This window comes from Gynuella sunshinyii YC6258, assembly GCF_000940805.1.
GTDB classification, from domain to species: Bacteria; Pseudomonadota; Gammaproteobacteria; order Pseudomonadales; family Natronospirillaceae; genus Gynuella; species Gynuella sunshinyii.
The window spans coordinates 6,178,162-6,202,929 of sequence record NZ_CP007142.1 but is presented as its reverse complement, the minus strand read 5'-3'; the positions used below and the strand labels follow the sequence as shown (position 1 = coordinate 6,202,929).

General features: G+C 47.4%; 19 protein-coding genes. 10 read left to right on the top strand and 9 right to left on the bottom strand.

Annotated elements, in window-relative coordinates; translation table 11 throughout:
* Positions 1-86: 86 nt before the first annotated feature.
* From pip to YC6258_RS27755, 4 genes are all read left to right on the top strand, one after another.
* A complete protein-coding gene (gene pip, locus YC6258_RS25625; protein ID WP_044619394.1) occupies positions 87-1,055 on the top strand; it encodes a prolyl aminopeptidase in 969 nt (322 codons plus the stop codon).
* A 38-nt stretch (positions 1,056-1,093) separates the two neighbouring features.
* Positions 1,094-1,534 (top strand): D-aminoacyl-tRNA deacylase, encoded by a 441-nt coding sequence (gene dtd / locus YC6258_RS25620; RefSeq protein ID WP_044619393.1) that lies wholly within the window; start codon positions 1,094-1,096, stop codon positions 1,532-1,534.
* An 18-nt stretch (positions 1,535-1,552) separates the two neighbouring features.
* Entirely contained in the window at positions 1,553-3,079 is a 1,527-nt protein-coding gene (locus YC6258_RS25615; protein WP_044619392.1) for a Ppx/GppA phosphatase family protein, read from the top strand.
* A gap of 618 nt (positions 3,080-3,697) precedes the next feature.
* Entirely contained in the window at positions 3,698-6,691 is a 2,994-nt protein-coding gene (locus tag YC6258_RS27755) for a bifunctional diguanylate cyclase/phosphodiesterase (RefSeq protein WP_052830581.1), read from the top strand.
* Positions 6,692-6,806: 115 nt separating this feature from the next.
* Here YC6258_RS27755 and YC6258_RS25605 read toward each other — a convergent pair whose 3' ends face one another.
* The 3 genes from YC6258_RS25605 to YC6258_RS25595 form a co-directional block, all read right to left on the bottom strand.
* A complete protein-coding gene (locus tag YC6258_RS25605; RefSeq protein WP_044619391.1) occupies positions 6,807-7,877 on the bottom strand; it encodes a M35 family metallo-endopeptidase in 1,071 nt (356 codons plus the stop codon).
* Positions 7,878-8,325: 448 nt separating this feature from the next.
* Complete coding sequence (ppk1, locus tag YC6258_RS25600) at positions 8,326-10,386, bottom strand: polyphosphate kinase 1 (protein ID WP_044619390.1); 2,061 nt, start codon at positions 10,384-10,386, stop codon at positions 8,326-8,328.
* 148 nt (positions 10,387-10,534) lie between these two features.
* The gene (locus YC6258_RS25595; RefSeq protein WP_044619389.1) at positions 10,535-11,092 is read right to left on the bottom strand and encodes a hypoxanthine-guanine phosphoribosyltransferase; all 558 of its coding nucleotides are present in this window, start codon (positions 11,090-11,092) and stop codon (positions 10,535-10,537) included.
* A gap of 213 nt (positions 11,093-11,305) precedes the next feature.
* Between YC6258_RS25595 and YC6258_RS25590 the strand changes: the two genes are divergently transcribed.
* Positions 11,306-11,806, top strand: a complete 501-nt coding sequence (locus tag YC6258_RS25590; protein ID WP_044619388.1) for a dihydrofolate reductase — start codon at positions 11,306-11,308, stop codon at positions 11,804-11,806.
* Positions 11,807-11,892: 86 nt separating this feature from the next.
* Here the strand turns inward: YC6258_RS25590 and ushA are convergent, their stop codons facing one another.
* Positions 11,893-13,488, bottom strand: a complete 1,596-nt coding sequence (gene ushA / locus YC6258_RS25585; protein WP_044619387.1) for a bifunctional UDP-sugar hydrolase/5'-nucleotidase UshA — start codon at positions 13,486-13,488, stop codon at positions 11,893-11,895.
* 387 nt (positions 13,489-13,875) lie between these two features.
* Complete coding sequence (locus tag YC6258_RS25580; RefSeq protein WP_044619386.1) at positions 13,876-14,067, bottom strand: YfgJ family double zinc ribbon protein; 192 nt, start codon at positions 14,065-14,067, stop codon at positions 13,876-13,878.
* A gap of 214 nt (positions 14,068-14,281) precedes the next feature.
* Between YC6258_RS25580 and YC6258_RS25575 the strand changes: the two genes are divergently transcribed.
* The 4 genes from YC6258_RS25575 (at position 14,282) to YC6258_RS25560 (ending at position 19,231) form a co-directional block, all read left to right on the top strand.
* Positions 14,282-15,286, top strand: coding sequence for a BMP family lipoprotein (locus YC6258_RS25575; protein ID WP_044619385.1), 1,005 nt, complete (start codon positions 14,282-14,284; stop codon positions 15,284-15,286).
* 291 nt (positions 15,287-15,577) lie between these two features.
* Complete coding sequence (locus tag YC6258_RS25570; RefSeq protein WP_044619384.1) at positions 15,578-17,128, top strand: ABC transporter ATP-binding protein; 1,551 nt, start codon at positions 15,578-15,580, stop codon at positions 17,126-17,128.
* Positions 17,125-18,255 carry an ABC transporter permease gene (locus YC6258_RS25565; protein ID WP_044619383.1) on the top strand — a complete coding sequence of 377 codons (1,131 nt, stop codon included), beginning with the start codon at positions 17,125-17,127 and terminating at the stop codon, positions 18,253-18,255. The genes YC6258_RS25570 and YC6258_RS25565 overlap by 4 nt, the downstream gene beginning before the upstream one ends.
* A complete protein-coding gene (locus YC6258_RS25560) occupies positions 18,248-19,231 on the top strand; it encodes an ABC transporter permease (RefSeq protein WP_044619382.1) in 984 nt (327 codons plus the stop codon). Before YC6258_RS25565 ends, YC6258_RS25560 begins: the two co-directional genes overlap by 8 nt.
* Positions 19,232-19,281: 50 nt before the next feature.
* Here the strand turns inward: YC6258_RS25560 and YC6258_RS25555 are convergent, their stop codons facing one another.
* From YC6258_RS25555 to YC6258_RS25540, 4 genes are all read right to left on the bottom strand, one after another.
* Positions 19,282-20,226, bottom strand: coding sequence for a DegV family protein (locus tag YC6258_RS25555; protein WP_044619381.1), 945 nt, complete (start codon positions 20,224-20,226; stop codon positions 19,282-19,284).
* 335 nt (positions 20,227-20,561) lie between these two features.
* On the bottom strand, positions 20,562-21,434 hold the full coding sequence (gene gluQRS, locus YC6258_RS25550; protein ID WP_044619380.1) for a tRNA glutamyl-Q(34) synthetase GluQRS: 873 nt from the start codon (positions 21,432-21,434) through the stop codon (positions 20,562-20,564).
* Positions 21,434-22,726 carry a DEAD/DEAH box helicase gene (locus YC6258_RS25545; protein ID WP_044619379.1) on the bottom strand — a complete coding sequence of 431 codons (1,293 nt, stop codon included), beginning with the start codon at positions 22,724-22,726 and terminating at the stop codon, positions 21,434-21,436. Before YC6258_RS25545 ends, gluQRS begins: the two co-directional genes overlap by 1 nt.
* A gap of 6 nt (positions 22,727-22,732) precedes the next feature.
* On the bottom strand, positions 22,733-23,281 hold the full coding sequence (locus tag YC6258_RS25540; protein ID WP_044619378.1) for a DUF2058 domain-containing protein: 549 nt from the start codon (positions 23,279-23,281) through the stop codon (positions 22,733-22,735).
* 241 nt (positions 23,282-23,522) lie between these two features.
* On the opposite strand from YC6258_RS25540, the gene YC6258_RS25535 reads away from it, so the two are divergent.
* Entirely contained in the window at positions 23,523-24,284 is a 762-nt protein-coding gene (locus YC6258_RS25535; RefSeq protein ID WP_044619377.1) for a 3-hydroxybutyrate dehydrogenase, read from the top strand.
* Positions 24,285-24,768: the final 484 nt, after the last annotated feature.

The following is a 24,768-nucleotide window of genomic DNA, read 5'->3' as shown; positions in this document are numbered from 1 at the left end:
AACTCTATCTGCCGGATAAGAAACCTTTTTCACATGTCTTTGTAAGGTATTCAGGTTAAACTGCGTCGAACGATAAGGAGTTGATTATGCAGCAGATGTTTCCAGAAATCAGACCGTATGCAGAACATCGTTTGATGGTTCAGCCACCGCATAATCTATACATCTGTGAGAGTGGTAGTCCGGAAGGCATTCCTGTGTTGATCATTCATGGAGGACCTGGTGCCGGTATGAGTGACCATGCGCGACGTTTTTTTGATCCCGATGTCTTTCGGATAATCCAATATGACCAACGTGGCTGTGGACGCTCCACGCCTCATGCCTGTCTGGAAAACAACAACCTGGACGCATTGAAAAGCGATATCGAAACCCTGCGTCAATATCTACAGATTGATCAGTGGCTGTTATTTGGTGGCAGTTGGGGTGTGACCCTGGCAGTGGCTTATGCTCAGGACCATCCTGACTCGGTGCTTGGATTCATGCTGAGAGGAGCGTTTTTGGCCCGGGCCAAAGATATTGACTGGTTATATAAAGAAGGTGCCAGTCGGGTCTTTCCGGAATTCTGGCAGACTTTTACCGATATGGTCGGGGGTAAAAGCGGAGCCCCTTTGATTGACGCTTATTATCAGCTGCTTTCCGGAACCAATGAATTGAAGCGCATGGGAGCTGCAAAAAGCTGGACGGGATGGGAAGGCCATTGCCTGACTCTGACACCGGATCCAAAGACCCAGACCTCATTTTCCGACCCTTCGTTTGCACTCGGCATGGCTTCCATCGGTATCCATTTCATGCGCCATGGCTGTTTCTTGCAGGAAAATCAGCTCCTCGACAATATGGATCGGATCAAACATCTGCCCGCGATTATCATTCATGGTCGTTATGACATGGTATGTCCTCTCGATAATGCCTACGATCTTTATCGGAGATGGCCGGAGGCGGAGCTGGATGTAGTCCGTGAAGCCGGGCATTCACAATATGAAAACGGCATCGTCGATGCCACTATCAAAGCAGCCCGGACGATGGCAAAACGTCTGGGGCATGATCCCATGCAGGCCTGATCGGCCTGATCACCAACGAATACGGGGTTGTATAAGATTTGCAGGTTTTGATTCAACGGGTTCAACATGCCAGTGTAGTGGTGGATAACCAAACCATTGGCAGTATCGGGCAGGGGTTGTTGGCGCTGGTGGGCATTGAAAAAAACGATACCGCAGCCTCTGTCGAGAAAATGGTTAACAAGCTACTGGCTTATCGGGTGTTCAATGATGAGCTGGGTAAGATGAATCTAAGCTTGCGGGATATTCAGGGTGAACTTCTGCTGGTTTCACAATTTACTCTGGCCGCCGATACCCGAAAGGGACTGAGACCAGGTTTTTCAACAGCGGCAGAACCACAAAAGGGACGTGAACTATTTGAACTGTTGCTGCAGAAAGCGAGTGAATACTGGCCTGAACGTATCGCGACCGGACAGTTCGGCGCAGACATGAAAGTCAGTCTGTTAAATGACGGTCCTGTCACCTTCCTGCTAACCGCTTGAACATTAAGGCATTGACACATGTTCAATCTCTCCAAACTATTTAAATCAGTTCCCGAAACACTGGCAGCTGTCGATCTGGGATCGAATAGCTTTCACATGATTATTGCCCATTGGCAAAACGATTCCCCAGTCATAATTGACAGGATAAAGGAACCTGTGCGGTTGGGTTTTGGTTTGCAGGATGATGGCTCTCTCAGTGATGAGGCTGTACAACGGGCGATGGAATGCCTTCAGCGTTTTGGTGAGCGCCTGCGTAGTGTGGATGCCGGCAGTGTTCGCATTGTGGGTACCAAAACCCTTCGGAGTATCAATAATGCCAGTGAATTCCTGACGGACGCGCAGGCAAGACTTGGGCATCCGGTGGAAATCATTTCCGGTGAAGAAGAGGCGCGTCTCATTTATCTTGGCGTGGCACAAGCTATAGAACCGGGTAAAGACCGGCGTATTGTCATGGACATCGGTGGTGGCAGTACAGAGGTCATTATTGGTCGGGGAATGGATCCTGAAATCAAAGAAAGCCTCAACATGGGCTGTGTGGCACTGACCAAGCGGTTTTTCGGTGACGGTAAGATATCACGCAAAGCGATCAAAAAAGCCCGGGTAGCGTGCCTGCAGGAACTGGAGCCGGTGCGCGATGATCTGCTGGATCTGGGGTGGTCTGAGTGTATTGGTGCCTCAGGATCGATTAAGTCTGTGGCTGAGGTTTGTACGGAATTGGGGTGGACGACGGGTGAAATCCATCGGCAGAACATTACTGACCTGATCGATCAATTTGCTGAGCATGGCAACATTGATTTATCTATGAAAGGTCTGTCAGCGGACCGTCAGCCGGTATTTTTTGGTGGTCTGATAGTCTTGAGTGCTTTGTTTGAAAGTCTGCAACTGGAGACTATGGTGGCTTCGGATTGGGCATTGCGCGAAGGTTTGCTGTTTGATCTGAAAGGCCGCTTTGAACACAAGGACATCCGCGATGACAGCATCAACAAACTGGTGGCCCGTTATCATGTGGTGTCGCCCAGGGTGGGACAGATAGAAAAGACGGTCGAGGATTTTCTGCCGCAGGTGACCGGAGACTGGGAGTTAAACCCGGAAGAGTCGCTGCAACTGTTAAAGTGGGCGGCGAGAATTTTTCTGATTGGACTGGACATCACCCATAGCGATTATCATAAGCATGGTGCCTATATTGCCGAAAACGTGGATCTGGCTGGTTTTTCCCGATCAGAGCAGGCTCAGTTATCCGCTCTGGTTCTGTCACATCGCAAACGTTTTCCGGTCAAGAAGTTTCCAATGGACAACGAGCCATTATTGCGTCTGAGTATTATTTTCCGTTTGGCAGTTATCTTTAATCGTGCTCGTCGTAATATTCCATTACCGGAAATAAAGTTGGTTGCCAAAGATAAACAATTGTCGCTGAATGTCTCTACAGAATGGCTGGAAAATAATTCTTTAACGCTGGCTGATCTGGAAAATGAAGTTCGTTATCTGAGTCAGACTGGTTATTCACTGTTTTTGAATGATAGTGTGGATGACAACGCTGCATCATAAGAGCGCTGTTTTTTATCTGCTGTATGACCTGGGGCTGTCGGTTTTGTTGCTGTGGTTATTTTTAAGGATGGCCACTACTGCTTGTTGTGATAGATGGTAGTGTGGCAATAATGATGTCTCGTTAAAATATCAATCCTTACCATTGGTTCCTGGCTCTTATGTGGGAGGATTAGTAATCATGATTCATCTTTTTCTATGATGGCGATTCAACGATAAAAAAATAACACAAGTTGATAGTTGTCGGTAAGGTTTTCTGTCAATACCTCTTTAGATGTTTATTTAAGTAAAGTCTACAACTAATGAAGGATGACTTGTACTGGTATTATTCTGTCATCTCCTCATAATTGACTGTAGCTGTAGAATTACGCTTTTGCTTATAAGAAATTTAATTTATTTGTTATCTTGGTAATTGTTTGGGTTTTGGGTGTTTCCTGAAATTTAAGTCCTCAGGATGGTTAAACAGTAGTTGACTTATAAAAGCAGATCCAGGATCAAATGTTTCCAGTCGTTTTTTGTGTGAGGAGTATGTAGTTCACTGAGTTCAGATCAAAAATGATCGGTTTAATTTGACGGGTATCTCGTTTTTTATCGCAATAACGATTTTAAGGGATGCTTGCCATGTTGGTATCAATGAATCAGCCGCAATCTACGATGACGAGAATGTCCTATTGGATTTATCTTGCCGGGATTATGGTGTCATACTACTTTCTGTCAACAATGGCGCTGTATTTGTCAAAAGAACCCGGCAGTGTTGCTATGGTCTGGTATCCCAACATCGCAGCGGGCTTATTGTTGGCAAGATTACCATATCGGCTCTGGCCTGCGGGGTTGGTGGCCGTCCTGATTCCACAATTGGGCGTTTCTTTGCCATTACCGCAAACATTAGCTGTTAATCTGGTGTTCTCCTGCACAGCACTCACCAATGTCTCGCTTATTGCTTACTTCACTAAGAAAAGCAACGATTTCGAACAGGTTTATGATTCGCCATTGAATTATGCCAAAGCACTCGTGGTGATTGCCATTGTGCCGGCGGCCATTGCCGCAACGGTGGCGGCAACAGGATTGTTTTTGAATGGTTTTCAAAATATAGATAAAGGCTGGATTGTCAGTTTCACCAGTCTGGTGTTGGGAGGCCTGACCATAGGTGCTCCGGGTATTGCGTTGTCTCATTTTGGTTTTAAAAAGTGTGCCGAAGAGCTATTGACTACCTGGTCCCTGGGATTTATAGCCATTGCCGCAGCCGTCAGCATATATGCCTTCCTGCATTTGGCATACCCATTCGCCTATCTGGCTTTGACGCTGGTGGTGGCTGCACTGTTTACCAATATCATTACCATTAGTTTTGCTGCATCCCTATGTAGCATTCTCATCACGACCATCACGTCTTTTCAGTTATACGTGCCAAATATTAATGATCCGACCAAAACCGGTATTCTGTTCTATCTGCCGGTTATGATCATCCTGATTCCTTCGGTTGTGTTGTCAGTCTCACAACATGCCAGAACGCTGATTATGAACAGGCTCGAAGAGCAGATGATCAGTACCCGGGATGCGCTTTTAAATATGCCTGCGCTGTTGTGCACCATTGACGCGGGAGGTCATGCTGTTCTGGCAAGTAAACGGTTTCTAAGAATCATGGAGTTGGATACGACCGAACTGATCGGTTATCCATTCAGTAAAATAGTGATGCCGGAATCTATGGCGACCTATAACGAAGAAGTGCTGGATGCTTTGCAGAAAGGAGATCTGGTTGAGAATGTCATGATCAAGGTGCGCAGCCGTTATGGCCGGGAAATTTACTTGTCGGTCTCTGCCAGCTTTGAGTCCAATGGAGACCCAAACCAAAAGGTCTATCATCTTCATATCCAGAATATTTCAGAGGAAGTTCGTTTGAGCGAGAAGCTTATGGAGGAAAACGAGCTGATGGAAATTACTCTGAGGTCGATAGGTGATGGTGTGGTTGCCACGGATAATAATGGCAATATTACATTTATTAATGCCGTGGCAGAAACGTTGTTGCATACGAGTACAGATGTTGCCACTGGTAAACATTTTAATGATGTTATTCACCTATATGATGAACAATCAGGAAAGCGCCTGGACTGTCCAGTTGACCGGGTGATGCAGGAAAAAACCGTTCAGGGTATTCCGGATTTTGCAGTGCTGAAAAATATTAATGGTGACACGTTTGGTATTCAGGACAGTATCTCGCCAATCACGAATCAGAAAGGAGAAGTCGTTGGCACCATAATGGTCTTTCAGGATGTCACTGAAACCCGAAAAATTTCCCAAAAAATGAGCTATCTGGCTCAGCATGACATGTTAACCGACCTGCCGAACCGGATTCTGTTGATGGACCGAATCAATCTTGCGATTGCCAGAACCAAACGCAGTGCCTACAGCTTTTGTGTAGTTTTTATGGATCTTGATAACTTCAAAACCATAAATGACACGCAGGGACATGAAGCCGGCGATCAGTTGTTACAGATTATTGCCAGCCGGTTGCGCAAACATGTCCGGGGCGAGGACACTATTTCGCGAATAGGGGGTGATGAATTTGTGTTTGTTTTTGAGGGTATTTCAGACTCCAGTGCGGTGACCAGAATCTGTGACAAAGTCATTGATGATGTCCGGCAGCCCATGATCATTAATCACAAATCCATTTCAGTCAGTTGCAGTATGGGAGCAGCGTTGTGTCCAACGGATGGAGAGGATTCCGAGACTCTCATGCGTCGTGCTGATGCCGCGATGTACCGGGCCAAGCATACTGGCCGTAACCGGGTCTGTTTTTATTCTCATCAGATAGAAAAAGTCTTGTCTCGTCAGGTGGCCCTTGAAGATGATCTGCGTGCGGCTTTTAAGCAGGAAGAATTTTTCCTCTACTACCAGCCGATCGTCGACAGCGACACCGGCGAGGTGTATGCCACAGAGGCACTTTGCCGCTGGAAAAATCCTAAAACCGGGGAAATGGTACCCCCAGCAACCTTTATTCCGGTGCTTGAAAACATTGGCTTGATTAGTGATGTTGGCAAATACATTCTGGAAGCTGCCTGTAAGCAAATGACCGAATGGGAAGTCCAGGGTAAAGAGTTACATATGTCTATTAATATCAGCGCCAGACAGGTTGCTGACAATAGCTTTATAGATAGCGTGGCAACGACTCTGTCAAATCACAATTTGTCCGGTACCCGGTTTATTTTTGAAATTACCGAGTCGCTGTTGCTGACCAATACTGACCAATGTATCAGCGTGCTGAGGAAGCTTCGTAGTATGGGGATTCGTATTGCTATCGATGATTTTGGATGCGGTTACTCCAGTCTTAGCTACCTGAAGAAGTTTCCTTTCGATGTTCTGAAAATAGACAAACAGTTTGTTCAGGAACTTGATTCGAGTCAGCAGGATGTCATCTTTGTTAAAGCGATCCTTGATATGGCCAAGGCATTGTCTCTGAAAACTGTGGCCGAGGGTGTGGAGAACGAAAAACAAGCCAGAATTCTGCAGAATCTGGGTTGTGATACGCTACAGGGCTTTTATTTTTCTGCAGCAGAAAGTGGTCAGCAGATTCGTGCGCGTATGGGACATACCAACAACATTCTCCGTTTTCCAGCCTGATAAAAAAGGCCACCTGCATACATGCGAGTGGCCGGTATCTTGTTATTCCAGGAACAATATCAATCTTCAGTCCAGGCGCGTATGCAGCATCCATACTGCATACGGTTTGAAACGATTAATACATTGAAAGGGATGGTGTATTTTCTGCGAAGTATTCGTGAGAGTCTGCGTTTTGGATCGCTGTTCCCGGACTGGTTCTGGCCAAACGCTTGGCACTTGATTGACCGTAGGCATAGTCATCGGTATTGGCAACCACATAAAAATGTGACATTTCATGTACCAGAGTGCCTGCTTTTGAGTCTGTTCCAGTCAATGGTGCTGACCAGAAGGCGTTGCAAACGTAAATTTTGTATGGGTCATTTGGATAAACATATGCATAATAATTATCATTGCACGCGCAACTGAGCCGGATTGGGGCTGAACTTAGAGCATTGGAAATGCTCTGAAAATGAGCAGTAACCGTATTTTGCCGAGAGCTGTTAGCCGATCCGAACCAAGTGGTATAGCGTGGTGCACTGGTCGGGTTGGATGCACTGTTTAGTGCACTGGATGCCGCAGAGGCAATATTGACCGCAGCATTCAGTGAACTGTTGAGTGTATTGATCTGGCTGGATGAACAAGACTCATAATTAGTTGAGATTGTTTCGCTCTGAATCTTCTTTACAGTGTTTGGTTGAAAGAAAATTTTCAGGCTGTTACTGGTTTCTTCGATGTCCGTGCTTTCGACCTGAGTTGTGTTGATTGTGGAATTTGTCTTGTTTGCTGTTTCCACGATTGCAGTTACGTATCCATCGAGATAAACAGAGTAATAGTTGGCCTGATCCATTTTGTAATAACGGGACAGATCGACACTCACCGTTTTGCTTTCACGTGGTTTAAAAGTTACATAATCTGTTTCTTCAGGTTCGCCACGTTTAATCAGCCGTCCTTGATAGGTCACGAATTTCCCGTCGGCCGAAATTGAGAAAATGTCTGCACTGAGCTCTGTTTCCAGAGGGGTATTCCACTTCAGTACCTTCAAAAACTCATCGCTGGTATTGGTAATCACAACGTTAATTTCAGAAGTGCTGGTGCTTTTTTTAGTTGCCTGAAGTGAAAAGGATAACGGTCCGTTACCGGCTGCCAGTGTGAAAAAGGGAGTTAATGATAGAAGTATTAATGTGCACAGTAGCTTTATTATCTTCATGGATGATTTCCCGCTATAAAGATTTCGGTGATCGTGATTGATAAGTAATCGTAGACAATTGATTGCCTTCCAGACGAATTCCGGTTGACGTATTTATGCCTTGGATTATCTGCATTATGTTATCGATACCGCCTTAACATTTTGCCAAAAAATACTAACGTCAACCGGCAAAAAATTTCTCCCATTCATTAGTGGGATAGAACTGGAAATTCTTCAAAAATGTGGCATATGTCTGTATTCATTACGTTCCTTGTCTGTCACAAAAAAATTACGGCTGATTGGCGTTTTTGAGAACGTTTTTGGTCGTATAAATGAAGTTTATTGATGATGGGAAAAGAGGGGACAAACCCGGCACCTGTCAATCGGGCCGGGTATGGGTAATCAGTTAATTATTAACCTGGCAAGTATTTGTGGCGGGTTAATAGACACCTTATTTTTACGGATGATATCAGCTGCTTGCCGCCCACTGTGCCAACAGTATTGCCTGTGAATCGACACACTCGCCTTCGCTTTCCGGTTGTACCAGATGATAGTTGCCTTCACCGTCCAGCATCCAGGCGTGGGTATTGTCTGCCAGCGCGAGCTTCAGGTCGTCTATGATACGTTCCCGAAGTTTCTTGGATTTAACCGGAAAACAGGTTTCCACACGGTGAAACATGTTGCGGACCATCCAGTCGGAACTGGCCAGCCAGAGTTCCGGGTCACCGTTATTTTCAAAATAAAATACCCGGCTGTGTTCAAGAAAACGACCCACGATGGAACGAACCCGTATGTTTTCTGACAGCCCTGGAATTCCTGGTTTTAAATGACATATGCCACGGATAATCAAGTCAATCGAGACACCAGCCTGTGATGCCTTGTACAGCTCAGTAACCAGTTGCTCTTCACACAGAGAATTCATTTTCAGAATAATGTGTGCGGCTTTGCCGTTGCCTGCGTGATCCACTTCCCGTTGAATTTTACGAATCATAGAGCGATGCAGTGTGAATGGAGCGTGTAGCAGGGTCTCCATTTTGGACATTTTGCCCATGCTGCTGAGTTGCAGAAAAATACGATAGACGTCTTCTCCAAACGATTTGTCTGCAGAAAAAAGACCGTAATCAGTATAAACCTGAGTGGTTTTTGCGTGGTAGTTACCGGTTCCCAGGTGAACATAGTTGCGCAGCTGATTTTTTTCCTTTCTGGCAATCAACAGCATTTTGGCATGGGTTTTAAAGCCGACCACACCGTAAATGACGTGAATACCATAGCGTTGCAATTTGTTGGCCAGGGCAACGTTGTCCTGTTCATCAAAGCGGGCGCGCAGCTCAACGACGACGGTCACTTCTTTGCCGGCTCTGGCTGCCTGAACCAGAGCGTCTACCACGGGAGACTCTGAACCGGTGCGATAGAGCGTCTGTTTGATGGCCAGGACCTGAGGATCTTTGGCGGCTTGACGTATCCATTCCACCACCGTGCTGAAGGATTCATATGGGTGATGGACCAGAATGTCCTGGCGACGGATAGCATCGAAATAGTTGTCATAACGTTTAAATGCCCGCGGTACTGACTGGGTAAACGGCGGAAAATAGTGAGCCGGGTCTTTGATCAGATCAAACAGATCATTGAAGCGGGACAAGTTGACCGGACCATTGACTTTGAACATGTCGCGGTTGCCTACTTCGCAGCGATTGAGCAGGAATTCCAGTTGATCTTCCGGGGTGTTGTCCGCCAGCTCAATACGTACTTCATCACCGTACTGGCGATAGGCAAGTTCACCTTCCATGGCTCTGAGCAGGTCATCGGTTTCCTCCTCGTCCAGAAAGATGTCCGTATTTCGTGTCAGCCTGAACTGATAGCAACCCAGTACTGTCATCCCGACAAAGAGTTCATCCATAAAATGGTGGATGATTGATGACATCAGGATAAAACCGCGTCCCTCGCTAACCAGTTCGGAGGGAAGCTCGATAATATTGGGTAGTGATCGTGGTACCTGCACAATGGCCCGTCCGGAGTTTCGCCCGAATGCATCTTTGCCATTGAGGCTGACGATAAAGTTAAGACTTTTGTTCAGAATTCGTGGAAATGGGTGTGCGGGGTCGAGACCGATCGGGCTGAGCAGCGGTAAAACATCGCTTTGAAAGTAATCATGCAGGTAGTTGATCTGGTCGCTGACCCATTCATCTCTGCGCAGAATAAAAATGCCATTTTCCCTTAGTAACGGCAAAATCTGTTCATTTAGAACCGTATACTGCTGATGCACAAACTCATGTGCCTGTTCGGCGATTGCTTCTTTGGTTTGAGTGATGGTCATGCCATCGGCAAAGGAGGTTGTTCCTGATCCCCGCTCAATCAGCTCAATCAGGCCACCAACCCGGACCTCAAAGAATTCATCCAGATTAGTTGCTGAGATACACAGGAATCGAACCCGTTCCAAAACCGGTAGAGATGCATCCGTGGCTTGATGCAGTACCCGCTTGTGGAATTGCAACAGGCTGAGCTCACGATTAAAAAAAGATAATTCTTCCATATAACAACCGCTTTTTATCAGGCAATAAACGGATAACAGTATAAGACGTAACTGTTACAGAATTGTAATGGAAGATAAAACTATTCAGACGGGGGCGGCTGACAGCGAACCGTCAACCGCAAATCAGTGACCATCGATGAGTGCAGGTTTACATGCCTTTAACGGCATAGATACCAGGAGCATTACGCCAGTATCCTTTGTAATCCATGCCAAAGCCGAAGACAAAGCGGTCTTCACATTCGAGACCGATGTAGTCCGGAAGGATGTCTGGGCGGGCTTTCCGGTCATGCAGTTTATTCAGCAGAACTGCAACGTGTAAATCGCCAACCTGCTCAGTACGGCAATGGTCAACAATGGCACCGAGAGTGGCACCCTCATCATAAATATCATCGACAATCAAAATGGTGCGATCTTTAAGCTGTTGAGCGGGGAACGCTTTCCAGTCCAGTTCAGAACCGCGGGTTTCATTGCGATAACGGGTGGCATGCAAATAACTGACTTCAAGTGGAAAGCCGAGTTTGGTGACCAGTTTGCCGGTTAATACCAGCCCGCCATTCATGACACTGAATACAATCGGATTTTTACCAGAAATGTCATTACTGATCTCTTTTGCCATGCGGTCAATTGCAACTTCTATCTGGCTTTCACTGAATAAACAATCAGCTTCGTCCATAACTTGCTGGATATCGCCGGGAACGGGGGTCATTACTATCTCCAAAATAAGGTGTATGGCAGATGCGAAAATAATGGACAGCGTGCCACTAAATATTTACGGAACCGGGAAGTCGCGGGACGCGTTGGGTCCACAGCTCCAGGAGGACGGCTAAGGGTAATGGCTCGGCAGTTTTATCGCAACTGTTCAACCAGACCCTTTATAATGTTGTGGCGTCACAGGTTTTTAACAGTAAGGAGTTTCGCCATGAAACTGGCATTAGTATGGGCAATGGCCCGAAATCGGGTTATTGGTAAAGATAATCAATTGCCCTGGCGGCTGCCGAATGACATGAAGCGTTTTCGACAGTTGACCACTGGTAAGTGTGTCATCATGGGGCGTAAAACCTATGACTCACTGGGCAAGCCTTTACCTGATCGCGAAAACATCGTAATCACCCGACAGCAGCATCTCAGTTTACCGGGGGTACATGTCGCTGGTAGCCTGGAAGAGGCGATTGAGCTGGCAGAATCACTGTCTGAGGCCCGGCAGCAGGACGAAATCATGGTCATGGGAGGAGCTGAAATATACGCCCGGGCGCTACCCATGGCAGATCGTTTGTATATTACCCAGGTACATGCTGATATCGAGGGCGATACCTGTTTTCCAGAATTTGATATGCAGTCCTGGCAGCTGCAGAGTACAGAGGAGTTCTGTGCCGATGCTGATCACTCATACGACTACAGTTTTGCGGTGTACAGCCGCTGAGCAGACTTGCCGGTAAAATGCCGTTCAACGAGTGACCGGCGAAAAAAAAGCCCTGATATCAGGGCTTTTTTTGGGGATGTGAACAATTACATCCGGTTTACTGCATTACTTGGTGCAAAATCCTCAACTTTCAGCGGACTGTGGTTTTTGATGTACTCAACCAGCATGTCTGCATCTACGAATCCGGTGTTGACGTAATTTGGGTGATCGGTAATTTTAGGATATCCATCACCGCCGGAAGCGACATAGGCATTGACTGCCAGACGATAAGTGGCATTCATATTCAGTGGTTTACCCGCAATTTTAACGTTCATGATCTGACCGTTTTTCACGTCCATGCTGACGCCGTCGAATTGTGCAAATGCACCGCTACCCACTTCTTTGTTCGCAGCTACTGTCAGATAGTCAAACAGCTCTTTGCCAGTGAAGTCCACATAACTCAACATGTTGGCAAATGGCTGTACAATCAGTACGTCTTTGTAGGTGATGTCGCCGCCTTCCATGTCCGCACGAATACCGCCAGAGTTCATGATACCCACGTCTGCTTTGGTTTTTTCTTTTTGGGCTCTGGCGATCAGGTTACCCAAATTGGTTTCCTGTTTACGCACCACGCTGCGATCACCTACAAACAGGCCATTGCTGCTGCCGATGATGACATTCAGAGATTCGGAGCCTTTTTCCTGGTAAGGGGTGAGCAGAGCCAACATGGCGGGGTCTTCTGCGATTTCTTTTTCCATCAGGGTATAAATGGATTTGCCGTCAGCGTCCTTTTCTTTTTTCTTCAGATTGACTGGAATAAGACGATACTGGTAGTTCTGAATCTTGCCATCCTGAATGACCAGGTCCAGACGTCCAACATATTTACCCCACTCATAAGCCTGGAGAATCAATGTGTTGTTCTGAACATCAGGTTCGAACAATGGATTCTGTGAGTGACCGCCAACGATGATATCGATGCCGGATACCTCGCGTGCGAGAGTCACATCACCGGGAGCATTGCCGCCGTAATTTCCGTTGGCATAGTGACCCATGTGAGTGGCCGCCACAACGATATCGGCTTTTTCGCGCAGTTCCGGGACCAGTTTGGAGGCAACGCTGACAGGGGAACGGAAATCCAGGTCGCTGGTGTATTCAGGGTTACCGATTTTGACCGTGTCTTCGGTTGTCAGGCCCATAACCGCAACTTTGTTGCCTTGTACATTAAAGATTTTATAGGGCTTGAACAGAGTTTTATCGGTGCCTTTGTAAAAAATATTCGCACTCAGGAATGGGAATCCGGCCCAGCCTTCCTGTTTTTCAAGGACTTTCCGGGAATTGTCGAATTCGTGATTACCTACCGCCATAGCGTCATAACCCAGCGCTTTCATACCGATGAAATCGGGCTCGGCATCCTGCAGGTCTGACTCGGGTACGCCTGTGTTAATGTCGCCGCCGGACAATAACAATACGCTGCCACCCTCAGACTCAACTTCAGAACGAATGCTGTCGATGAGTGTTTTGCGGGCAGCCATACCATATTCGCCTTTATCATTTTTCCAGAAGCGGCCATGGTGGTCATTGGTGTGCAGAATCGTCAGGTGATATTGCTTGCCTGGTTCGTACTTGGGGGACATCATCGAGCAGCCGTTGATCAGGGAGATCGAAGCGATCAGTATCATGGCCAAAGATAGTAAGCGTTTCATGTTGAGTGGCTTCCTTTGTCTCTTAGTTATCGTTTGTTGAGATTATTAGCATGCATTTGTATGCATGATTGTGTCCAACTGTGACAGTCGGATGACAGTATCGTGAGAGAACTAATACAGCAGGCCCTGACCAAGTGGTCAACAAAAAAATTCGAAATCAATCAATTCTGTCGAAATTGTGCAGGTAGTTCCCCGTGCTGGTGCGTATTCGGCCAGCAGTGATCAATAATGGTACTAACCAGTTATGTTTATGACCAGTCCTGTACTTATGTCTAAAAAACATAATAGATGCAGATCCTGTGACATTATTGTTGTTCTACCACAGTTATCAGACAAACCAGTTTGTTAATCGATAATCCCCGTATCAATCTTATCTGTTAGCCGGCGTCACTGCCGGACAGCCATGGTGGCCATGGTTGCCGGTGAATTCAGCTCCTGTTCGGAGTGTTCAGCGGATACTGGCAGTGCCTGTTTCCTGGAGACCAGAACACCACAGCGTTGACAAAACCAGTCCTGGCAGCCGCATGCTTTCAACTGCTCAAGCAGGTTTTTACAGTGGGGACAAATTTTTTTGACCATTTGGTTAACTTTTGCAGTAATGTTGGCTTATTATCTGCTGTGGGGTTTGATTCAAGTTGACCATGATCAGGTTATGGTCAAAGAAGCACCGATTTACCGAATTGGTGTTAGGTGACCAACAATAGAGCTTCAATTTATTTAAGCAACTTGCTAATTTAGCGGCGCTTTGAAGCTCGATATAATTAAAAACTGTAAACCCAAAGGGGAATTCACCATGAAAGGTTTTATCAAAGTCGCGGCCGTCGCCGCTGTTGCTTTGTCTGCATCTGTTTCGATGGCAGCAAAGTTTGCTCCTGCTGTTATTTACGATCAGGCCGGTAAGAACGACAAGTCTTTTAACGAAGCTGTGTACAAAGATGGTGTTTTACCATTTACAGCGGATACCGGTGTTAAAGTCCGTGAATTTGAACCTCAGAATGAAGCTCAAATGGAACAGGGTTTACGACGCCTGGCACAACGTGGTAACAGTCCGATTATCGCAGTCGGCTTCACCTACGCTTCTCCTGTGGAAAAAGTGGCCAAAGAATTCCCGGATATACAGTTTGCCATCATCGATTCTGTTATTGATCTTCCCAACGTTCAATCCATCGTTTTTGCAGAGCATGAAGGCTCATTTCTGGTAGGTGCATTGGCCGCCATGAAGAGTAAAACCGGTGCAGTCGGCTTTATCGGTGGTATGGATATTCCCCTGATTCGCAAATTTGCCTGTGGATATGTGCAGGGCGCCAAATATGTAAACCCAAGTATTTCCGTATTTGAGAACATGACAGGTACCACACCGGCAGCCTGGGGTGATCCAGCCAAAGGCGCCGAGCTGGCCAAGGCCCAGTTCTCCAAAGGTGCTGACGTGGTTTATGCCGCAGCAGGTGGTACTGGTATCGGTGTTTATCAGGCGGCCAAAGATGAAGGCAAATACGCCATCGGTGTGGACTCCAACCAGAACTATATGCAGCCTGGTACCATGCTTACTTCCATGACCAAGAAAGTGGGTTATGCATCTTACCAGTCCTGGAAAGAAGCTCAGGATGGTACCTGGAAAGGTGGTTTGAAAGTGATGAATCTTGCTGCTGATGGTGTTGATTGGGCATTGGATCAATACAATAAAGATCTGATCACTGATGACATGAAAGCCAAAATGGATGCAATTGAAGCGGATATCAAATCCGGCAAGATCAAAGTATATGACTATATGACTTCAAACAGTTGTGACATACAGTGAGTTAATAGAATAAGAACTATATAAGGCGGTTTATCGCAAGGTAACCGCCTTTTTTAATTAACACAGTCAAACTGCAGTTTAATGAGTCCGTTGGATAACGAAGTGCCTGATGCAAGTCTTTGACTGGCTGCATTTCGATATCGCCAGCGACTCAGACAGCCCCGAAAAATTCACAGGATTGAAACGGTTTGGTGCCGGACTTTTCAGGGTGAAGGGTAGGTGTATCAGGACGATGCATTTGCGCATCTGGTTTATAAGTTACCTGTATAGCAGGCCCAGTACGGTGATGATATGACAGACTCTCTCGCCATAGAGCTTCGCGGTATCGATAAGCGGTTTGGTGAAGTTCACGCCAATAAATATATCGATTTAAAAGTTAACAAAGGCACGATTCACGGAATTGTCGGAGAAAACGGCGCCGGTAAATCAACCCTGATGAGCATTATCTACGGGTTTTATCAGGCGGATGCCGGTGACATTCTGATAGATGGTCAGGTGGTTCACATCAAGGGTTCTCAGGATGCCATCGATGCCGGTATCGGCATGGTGCATCAGCATTTCATGCTGGTGGATAATTTCACCGTTCTGGAAAACGTCATGTTGGGAACAGAAGGTGGCATGATGTTGCGTCAGGGAATGAGTAAGGCCCGCACCGAACTGCAACGGCTGGCAACCGACTATGGACTTGATATTGATCCGGATGCCATTGTTGAAGAGTTACCGGTCGGCTTGCAGCAGCGGGTGGAGATTCTAAAGGCGTTATATCGCGGTGCCAAAGTATTGATTCTGGATGAGCCGACGGGGGTGCTGACTCCGCAGGAAACCGAACACTTGTTTAAGATTCTGGCTTCACTGAAGGCTCGTGGTACCACCGTGATTCTGATCACCCATAAACTTCGGGAAATCATGGCGGCGACCGATCATGTTTCCGTTATGCGACGTGGTGAAATGGTGGCTCATGTTGATACCGCCAATACCAACCGTGAAGAATTAGCTGAACTGATGGTGGGACGAAAAGTGCGCTTTAAGGTTGAGCGCGAGGCACATGCTCCTGGTAAAGCGCTGTTGTCTGTTAAAGATGTTGTTGTTCGCGAAGGTGGTGTGGATCGACTCAAGAACATCAGTTTCGAGGTTCGTGAAGGTGAAATTCTGGGTGTGGCGGGTGTCAGCGGCAATGGTCAGTCAGAGTTACTTGAAGCATTGTCAGGCATTCGTCCGATCAACGGTGGTGTCATCGAGCTGAACGGCCACCAGATTACCGCAGAGCATCATATGGATCCTTATCAGATTCGTGGTATTGGTGTAGGGCATGTGCCTGAAGACCGCCATAAGATGGGGTTGATCAATAAGTTCGATGCCCAGGAAGCATTTATTCTCGGTTATCATCGGAAAGCTGAGTATAACCATACGTTTTTGCAGAATAAAAACGCCATTCTGAAAGATTGTCAGGAAAAAATGGATACCTGGGATGTCAGGCCTGCGGATCCCTGTTTGAAAACCGCTAATTTTTCCGGTGGTAATCAACAGAAACTGGTGATTGCCCGTGAAGTTGAACAGGACCCCGACGTTCTGTTAGTAGGACAGCCGACAAGGGGGGTCGACATCGGTGCAATCGAGTTCATTCACAAACGTATTATCGATATGCGTAATGCCGGCAAAGCGGTGTTATTGGTATCCGTTGAACTGGATGAAATTATGAGTCTGGCAGATCGAATCATTGTAATGTTCGATGGCAATATCGTCGGCGAAATCTCCAGCGATCAGGCTGATGAAAAAACCCTGGGCCTGATGATGGCCAACTGTACCCCCGATCATCTGCAACAGGCTGGAGGAAACGCATGAGTCAGCAACGTATTCCCGCATGGATCAATTATGCCGTTATCCCGGTGTTGAACGTTTTGGCCGCGTTCCTGGTATCGGCGCTGGTGTTTATCTATATCGGTGTCAGTCCCATTGATGCTGCCAAAGTCATGTGGCAGGGGGCTTTTGGTTATTCCGAGGGCTGGGGTTATACCCTTTATTACACCACCGGTTTTATTTTTACCGGTCTGGCCGTGGCCGTGGCGTTCAGTGCCCAACTGTTCAATATTGGCGGTGAAGGTCAGGCTTATCTTGGTGGCCTGGGGGTGACGTTTGTTTCGTTATGGTTTGGCAATGCATTACCCGCCATCATCATGATTCCATTGGTGATAATCGCGGCGGGTGTTTTTGGCGCAGGGTGGGCTTATATCCCGGCTTATTTGCAGGCCAAACGCGGCAGTCATATTGTCATCACCACGATCATGTTTAATCTGATCAGTAATTCTCTGATCGGTTATATACTGCTACAGGTACTCAAGCCAGCTGCCAGTATGGCCTCTGAATCCGCTATCCTGCCCGAAAGCAGCTGGATACCCAGAATGCATGAAGTTCTGTCGGTGGTGGGCATAGATGTCACACCAACCCCCTGGAATCTCTCTTTTGTGTTTGCGCTTTTGTGTTGTGTCTTTGTCTGGTTGTTCCTGTGGCATACCCGGTGGGGATATGAAATTCGAGCCTATGGTGCCAATGCCTCGGCCTCAGCCTATGCCGGCGTCAGTTCGGTTAAAATTGTACTGCTGGCGATGATTCTGTCTGGCATGCTGTCCGGCTTTTTTGCTCTTAACATGATTTCCGGCGACGTGCATCAGCTGAAACTTAACTATGTGGCCGGTTTTGGGTTTACCGGTATTGCGGTTGCTCTGATGGGACGTAATCACCCGGTGGGTATCGTGCTGGCGAGTCTGTTGTTTGGATTTCTCTATCAGGGAGGCGCAGAGCTGGCGTTTGAATTCCCGGGGGTGGACAGCAAGATTATTGTGGTGCTGCAGGGGCTGATCATTTTGTTCAGTGGGGCTCTGGAATATATGTTTAAACCGAGTGTGGAGAAGCTCTATCTGTCGCTGACACGTTCCCGCTCGAACAATGACGAGGAGGCGCAAAATGCTTGAGTTTTGGTTTAACTGGATCATTTTGCCTCTGGACAGCATGTTGCGACTGTCGACGCCGCTGGTGTTGTGTGCGTTGGCCGGGATGTTTTCTGAGCGTGCCGGGGTGGTGAACATTGCCCTTGAAGGTATGTTGCTTGCGGCGGCATTTGCGGCGGCTGCAGCGGCTTACGTCAGTGGCTCTGCCTGGATCGGAATGTTGGCGGCCATCGGTGCCACTATCGCGTTATCGATGTTGCATGGTTTTGCCACCATCACTCACCGGGGCAATCAGATTGTGTCTGGTATGGCGATTAATATTCTGGTCACCGGGGCTACCGTGATTCTGGGACGCTACTGGTTTGATCAGGGTGGGCAGACGCCTAATTTGCAGGGAGATGCCCGTTTTGAATCGATTAACTGGTGGGGTGCCGAAAAAGTCATGGATATTCCCATCGTCGGCCCGATTTACGGTGAAGTTCTGAGTGGTCATTCCATCGTTCTGTATCTCGCGTTTGCGCTGGTACCTTTGAGCTGGTTTATTCTGTTCCGTACCCGTTTCGGTTTGCGCCTGCGGGCGGTCGGTGAGAATCCGGCTGCGGTTGATACTGCAGGGATTTCGGTCATCAAAATGCGTTATCTGGCATTAGTGGTCTGCGGTATTCTGACCGGTATTGCCGGCTCATACCTGTCCACTGGTGGTAACGTGGCGCAATTTATCCCCAATATGAGTGCTGGTAAGGGCTATATTGCACTGGCGGCACTGATCTTTGGGAAATGGCGACCGGTACCGGCCATGTTTGGCTGTTTCCTGTTTGGTCTGTTGGAAGCTTATGCCATCCGGCTTCAGGGAGTGGAGATCCTGGGTATAGGGTCGATTCCGGTACAGTTTATTGAAATGGTGCCGTATGTTCTGACCGTGGTTTTGTTGGCGGGCTTTATCGGTCAATCCCGGGCGCCCAAAGCGGTCGGTATCCCTTATGTAAAAGAACGGGAATAACCGCTCGTTTCTCATTGCTCCCGGCCCTCACAATGGCCGGGAGTCAGTTCTCAGAAGTCATAGTCCTTATGTTTGCTGGCAAACGAAATGCAAATGCTGCCAGGCCCCAGATTGATCCCCCCGGCCATACCCATTACGCTGATGAGTACTTTAACGCCATGAGCTTTTGCCTGTTCCAGCAGAGTGTCAAATCCCGCAAACATCGTTAATGTCGCAGGTTCATCAGCAATGCTGATGCATACTACAGGAAAGCTCAGACCTTCCTGCATATGACGAGTGGTATAATCAAACAGCCTGTTAACGGCGTTATCCCGCCCTCTGATTTTGGCCACCGTTTCTGTGCTGTCGGAATCTCCCCGGATCACTGGTGAAATATCCAGGGTTTTGCCGATCATTGATGCCAGCAGACCTACTGATGAATCACCTTTTTTCCGGGCTCGCTCTCGTAGGTAGGCCACATCGCGCGGAACCGCAAAGGCATTGATATCCTGCTTGAAATCTTCCACCACCGCACGAATCTGGTTTTTGCTGATACCCTGTTTCAAACGTTCAATGGTATAGGCGGCCAGCAGCCCCTGTCCGGCAAAAAAGGTTCCTGAATTAATGACTCTGAAACTGAACGGAGTCGTCAGACCCGCATCATGACGTTTTAAATGGTAATCAGTTTGAATCTGGCCGCTAGCCTGCTGCCAGTTGTCGTAATTGGGACTGCGGCTCTGAGTGACGGTTTGACCCAGTGCAAAATCATATTGGGTGACCACGTGATTCATAAAAAAGGTGTAGACCTGCGCCGGAGAAGATGGAATGGATTCGACGTTATGGTCCCGGCCCAGCAGTTCCCTGCTATACATTTTGATTTTTTCGACGGATGACAGCGTGTCGACAGCTTTCTTGCCATCGATAGAAAAATTCAACGGTAAAACCAAAATCGGATTGGACTGAAGATAGTCCTGAGGCAGATCACAACTGGAATCAACGACGACAACGCATTTCATTCACGACTTCCTCCATTAAAAACCGGGAATATCTTGGTTTATTGTTATTAGAACTCCTGAGTCATGTCGGTGACGCAGGTTATTATTCAGGCTTTGTTATTTTTATTCTTATTCTTAAAGGTTCTGGCTATGGTAGATGATTCGCATACGGAGCAGCAGCGATATATTGGATTATTTCCAGATCGCTAACAGAAAACAGAATATGGACTGATTGCTGATGTTTGCGTCCGTTTTCGAATACCATTAAGAAGTTATCGTGTTACTGAAAAGCAGTGTCTTTTGGGTTGCGACAGAATTTCCGCCATGGATTACAGATCCAATTGATGGCAAATATTTTATTCACTGAAGTCCGGTGCGATGTGCTGTTTTTGTCCGTAAAGCGCATGAATGTCAAACTGTTGAGTCGCCCACGGTAACATATCAGCCAGGTCCATGGACGAATCCGGAGTCAGGCCCAGTGCCTTCAGTACCCATAACAGGCAGTTGCGAGGCTCCAGGTCGTTTACCGGACGTGCAAACGTTTGTTTACTGAGCTTTTGTCCGGTCCGGTTTACCAGCACCGGTAGATGCGCATAGATCGGTGTGTGATAGTTAAGTCGTTGCTGTAGGTAGATTTGCTTGCAGGTGGAATCATATAGATCGATACCGCGCACGATCGTATTGATATGTTGAGCGTGATCATCAACACAGACAGCCAGTTGGTAAGCGAATAAACCATCGCGGCGGCGGATGACAAAATCGCCCCCGTGTTCGGCCAGCGACCAATGGTCAGGTCCTTGCAACAGATCACTAAAATGAATGATGTGCTGATCAGTGCGAATCCGAATCGCACTGTCAGGCCTGTCAGCATTGTAACGATGGCAGTAACCTGGATAGGCGGCAAACGATTCCAGTTCCTTGCGTGAGCAACGACACCAGAACAGTTTATGCTGCTGTCGAAGCTGCTCAATGGCCTCCAGATAATACTGATGGCGCTGGCTCTGATAAATTACGGATTCATCCCAGTACAGGCCAAATCGTTCCAGCGTTCTAAGGATATCATCGCTGGCACCGGGTACTTCGCGGGGCGGATCAATATCTTCTATCCTCACCAGCCATTTGCCGTTCTGTTGGCGTGCGTGCAGGTAACTGGCCACTGCGGTAAACAGTGACCCTATATGCAGAGGGCCAGTCGGTGAAGGGGCAAAACGACCGCGATATTCTGACATCAGTCTTTCTTGGTTTTTTTCCTGATCACTCCAAATCCGCCGCTGTCGGTTGTCGGTTTTTTCGCGGGTCTGGACTTTTTCACATCAGCTTTGCTGCTGTTTTTCTTTTTCTTCGAGCCATAAGCTTTGCCGGATGCCTTGAGCTTTTTCGGGCCGGTGAAACTGCCTTTCAGAGCCTTGATCTGGCGTTGTTCAAAGTGAATCCCCAGGTATCTCTCAATACCGACCATCAGATTCCATTCATTGGCGGTGACAAACGAGATGGCTAACCCTTCTGTACCTGCACGACCGGTACGGCCCACCCGATGCAGATGGTCATCACCTTTACGGGCAAAGTCGAAGTTGATCACCAGATTTATGCCATCGATATCAAGCCCTCTGGCCGCGACATCCGATGCCACCAATATCTTCAAGCCCTGGTTGGTAAAAGCCTGCATGACTTTTTTCCGCTGCTGATGCTGCTTTTCGCCATGTAGTACTTCGACCCGGTAATCATGGTAACGTAAAACGTTGCCAAGAGCGTCTGCCTGATCACGGGTATTACAGAAGATGATCGTCTTGTCGTAAGTCTCATTCTGTAACAGCCAGTCGAGCAGCCTTTCCTTATGTTTCCGGTCGTCTGCAAGAATAATCTGCTGACGGATACTCGGCTGTTCCTGGGTTTCCGTCAGATCGATGTGTTCGGCATCGGGAGTCATGATCTCACGGGCCAGCCGTAATACCGCCGGGTCACTCAGGGTTGCTGAACATAGCAACGTCTGGCGTTGCGATTGGCAGGCTTTGACGATATTCAGAACGTCTTCATGAAAACCCATGTCGAGCATTCTGTCGGCCTCGTCGATCACCAGATATTCCAGATCCTGCAGAAATACCTGTTTTGCCGTCAGGTGTTCCAGCAGGCGTCCCGGTGTGGCAATGACGATTTCCGGGTTTTTACGGATTTTGGCTGCCTGTGGTTTAAGGCTCTCACCACCGGTGATAACAATACTGTTGATATCGGTAAATGCTGCCAGGGCCTGACAGTCTTTGAATAATTGGCTGGCCAGCTCTCGCGTGGGTGAAAGGATTAGTGCAAGGGTGTCGGTATTGTCCTTTTTTCGGCGTATCAGCCGCTCAAGCAGTGGCAACAGAAACGCGGCGCTTTTACCGCTTCCGGTGCTGGCACTCAGTAACAAGTCTTTTTGTTCAAGTGCTTTGGGTATGACAGCCTGCTGAATATCAGTTGGCTGCTCCCAGTTTAGTTGGGTGATCGCCTTGAGCAGCGATTCGGAAAGTTCAAAGTGTGTAAACAAATTGCATTACCACATTAAGTCATCGGGAATGACGAAATCCTTGTAAGGATCGTCTTCGTCTGCCTGGTGTTGTCCGGCATAACCTGGTTCGTTCAGGAAAATTACCAGTCCGGCATCACGCTCGGCTATTTTTTGCGCAACAATTCTGGGTACCAGACGATAGCGGTCTTCAAATGAAACAATGGCCAGTTGACCGCGCTCGAGCTGAGCCTGTTGTTCAGCAGTGACGTATATCTGTTTCACCAGAGTACCGTGTTTGAAATGAAACGCCAGCTCACCCTTATCATGATTGATGTGGCTGGTTTCGATCATCTGCTTGATCTGCGCCATGATGGCCCGCGCCTGTGCCTCTTCATCGCGTTTGCGGTTCAGTTCTCTGGACTTCTCCGCTTCGGCCTGCCGGACTGCGGTTATATCGACCTTATCGTCCTCTGTCGATACTTTGTGTTTACGTTGCAGTTTCTCGGCCTGCTGCTTTTGTTTTTTTATCTGTTGGGACTTCTTCTTATCAACCAGTCCGGCTTTCAGCAGCTGGTCCTGTAGTGAATTTGCCATGATGATCAAAGCTCTCAGGTAAAAATTGCTGCTAATGCTATAGCAGAGCGGGAAAAATTCAAAAGCCCAAGCTGTTTTCCGATGCAATGGGCCTAAACTATAGAGTGTGCTTTTATGATCTTTGCCTGCCAGGGAGTGCAGACCTCAGGGAAACTACTGACGGCTTAACCGCAGGTCGTATTGACGAAATTCGCGCAAATACGGATTCTGGTAAAAAAACAACAATATTCAGGAGAAATGTATGGCGATTCAACCCGTAGCATTGGTGACTGGCGCAGGTGCTGGTATTGGTCTTGCCATTGCCGCCTCATTGGCAACGCGGTTTAAAGTGATCGTGACTGATCTGGATGAATATGCAGCCAGATCGGCGGCTGACGTCATCCGCAGCAATGGTGGCCAGGCAGAGGGTATACAGCTCGATGTCTGCTCCAGTACGGATATCGATGCAGTGATTCAGCAGTGTGAGCGGGTGGATGTGTTGGTCAATAATGCCGGTATTCAATACGTATCCCGGCTGGAGGATTTTCCGGTCGGGCGCTGGCAGATGGTGCTGAACGTTCTGCTGGTTGGTCCTGCCATGCTGACCAGAGCGGCGATGCCGAGAATGAAACAACAGAATTACGGCAGGATCGTCAATATAGGCTCCATTCACTCACTGGTGGCATCGCCATATAAAAGTGCTTATGTCGCAGCCAAGCATGGCTTGCTCGGTTTTTCCAAAGCGGTGGCGCTGGAGGTTGCGGAGCACGACATTACGATCAATACCATTTGTCCTGCTTATGTGAAGACTGCATTAGTGGCACAACAGATTGCGGCGCAGGCACATGAACATCAAATATCTGAGCAGGCTGTGATCGACAATATTATGTTGGCCCCGATGCCTAAAAAACAGTTCATCGGTATGGACGAAATTACTGCCTCGGTGGATTTTTTAATATCGCCGGCAGGTAAGAATATTACCGGTCAGACCATTGTTCTGGATGGTGGTTGGACGGCAAGATAGTGTCTTCTCGTTGCTCATTTCACGATGTTCGGGGCATATGTGAATATTGTGAATTAATACACCATATTGTTTCTTATAATGCTGTTAAGGCTGTACTAATGTATTAAATAAAAATTTAGTGCCTTAAAAAACCAAGTGCCTGTTACAGGATTTACAGGTTTTCTGGCTGCTATTTTATCGAATGAAAGCACATTTGGTTGCATTGTTAACTATTAACCGGTCGGCGCATTGAATTTTTTTGTTTTGTTTGAAGTGTGAGGTTCGTCTCATTGTCATACATAAGAATCTCAAGCCAATTTTCCGGTTAAAAGCCTTTAGCTAGGTATATTTCAGGCTTTTTACCATGATTACTTGTTGTCGATGAAAAAAATTTCATTTTCTTGAATTTAGAATTCAATGATGAGTTTTAGTTAATGATCTGGCTTCTCTGTTCAATTGTTTTGAACAGATTAAGAGAGGCAGGTTTTTACGTTGTTACCATTTT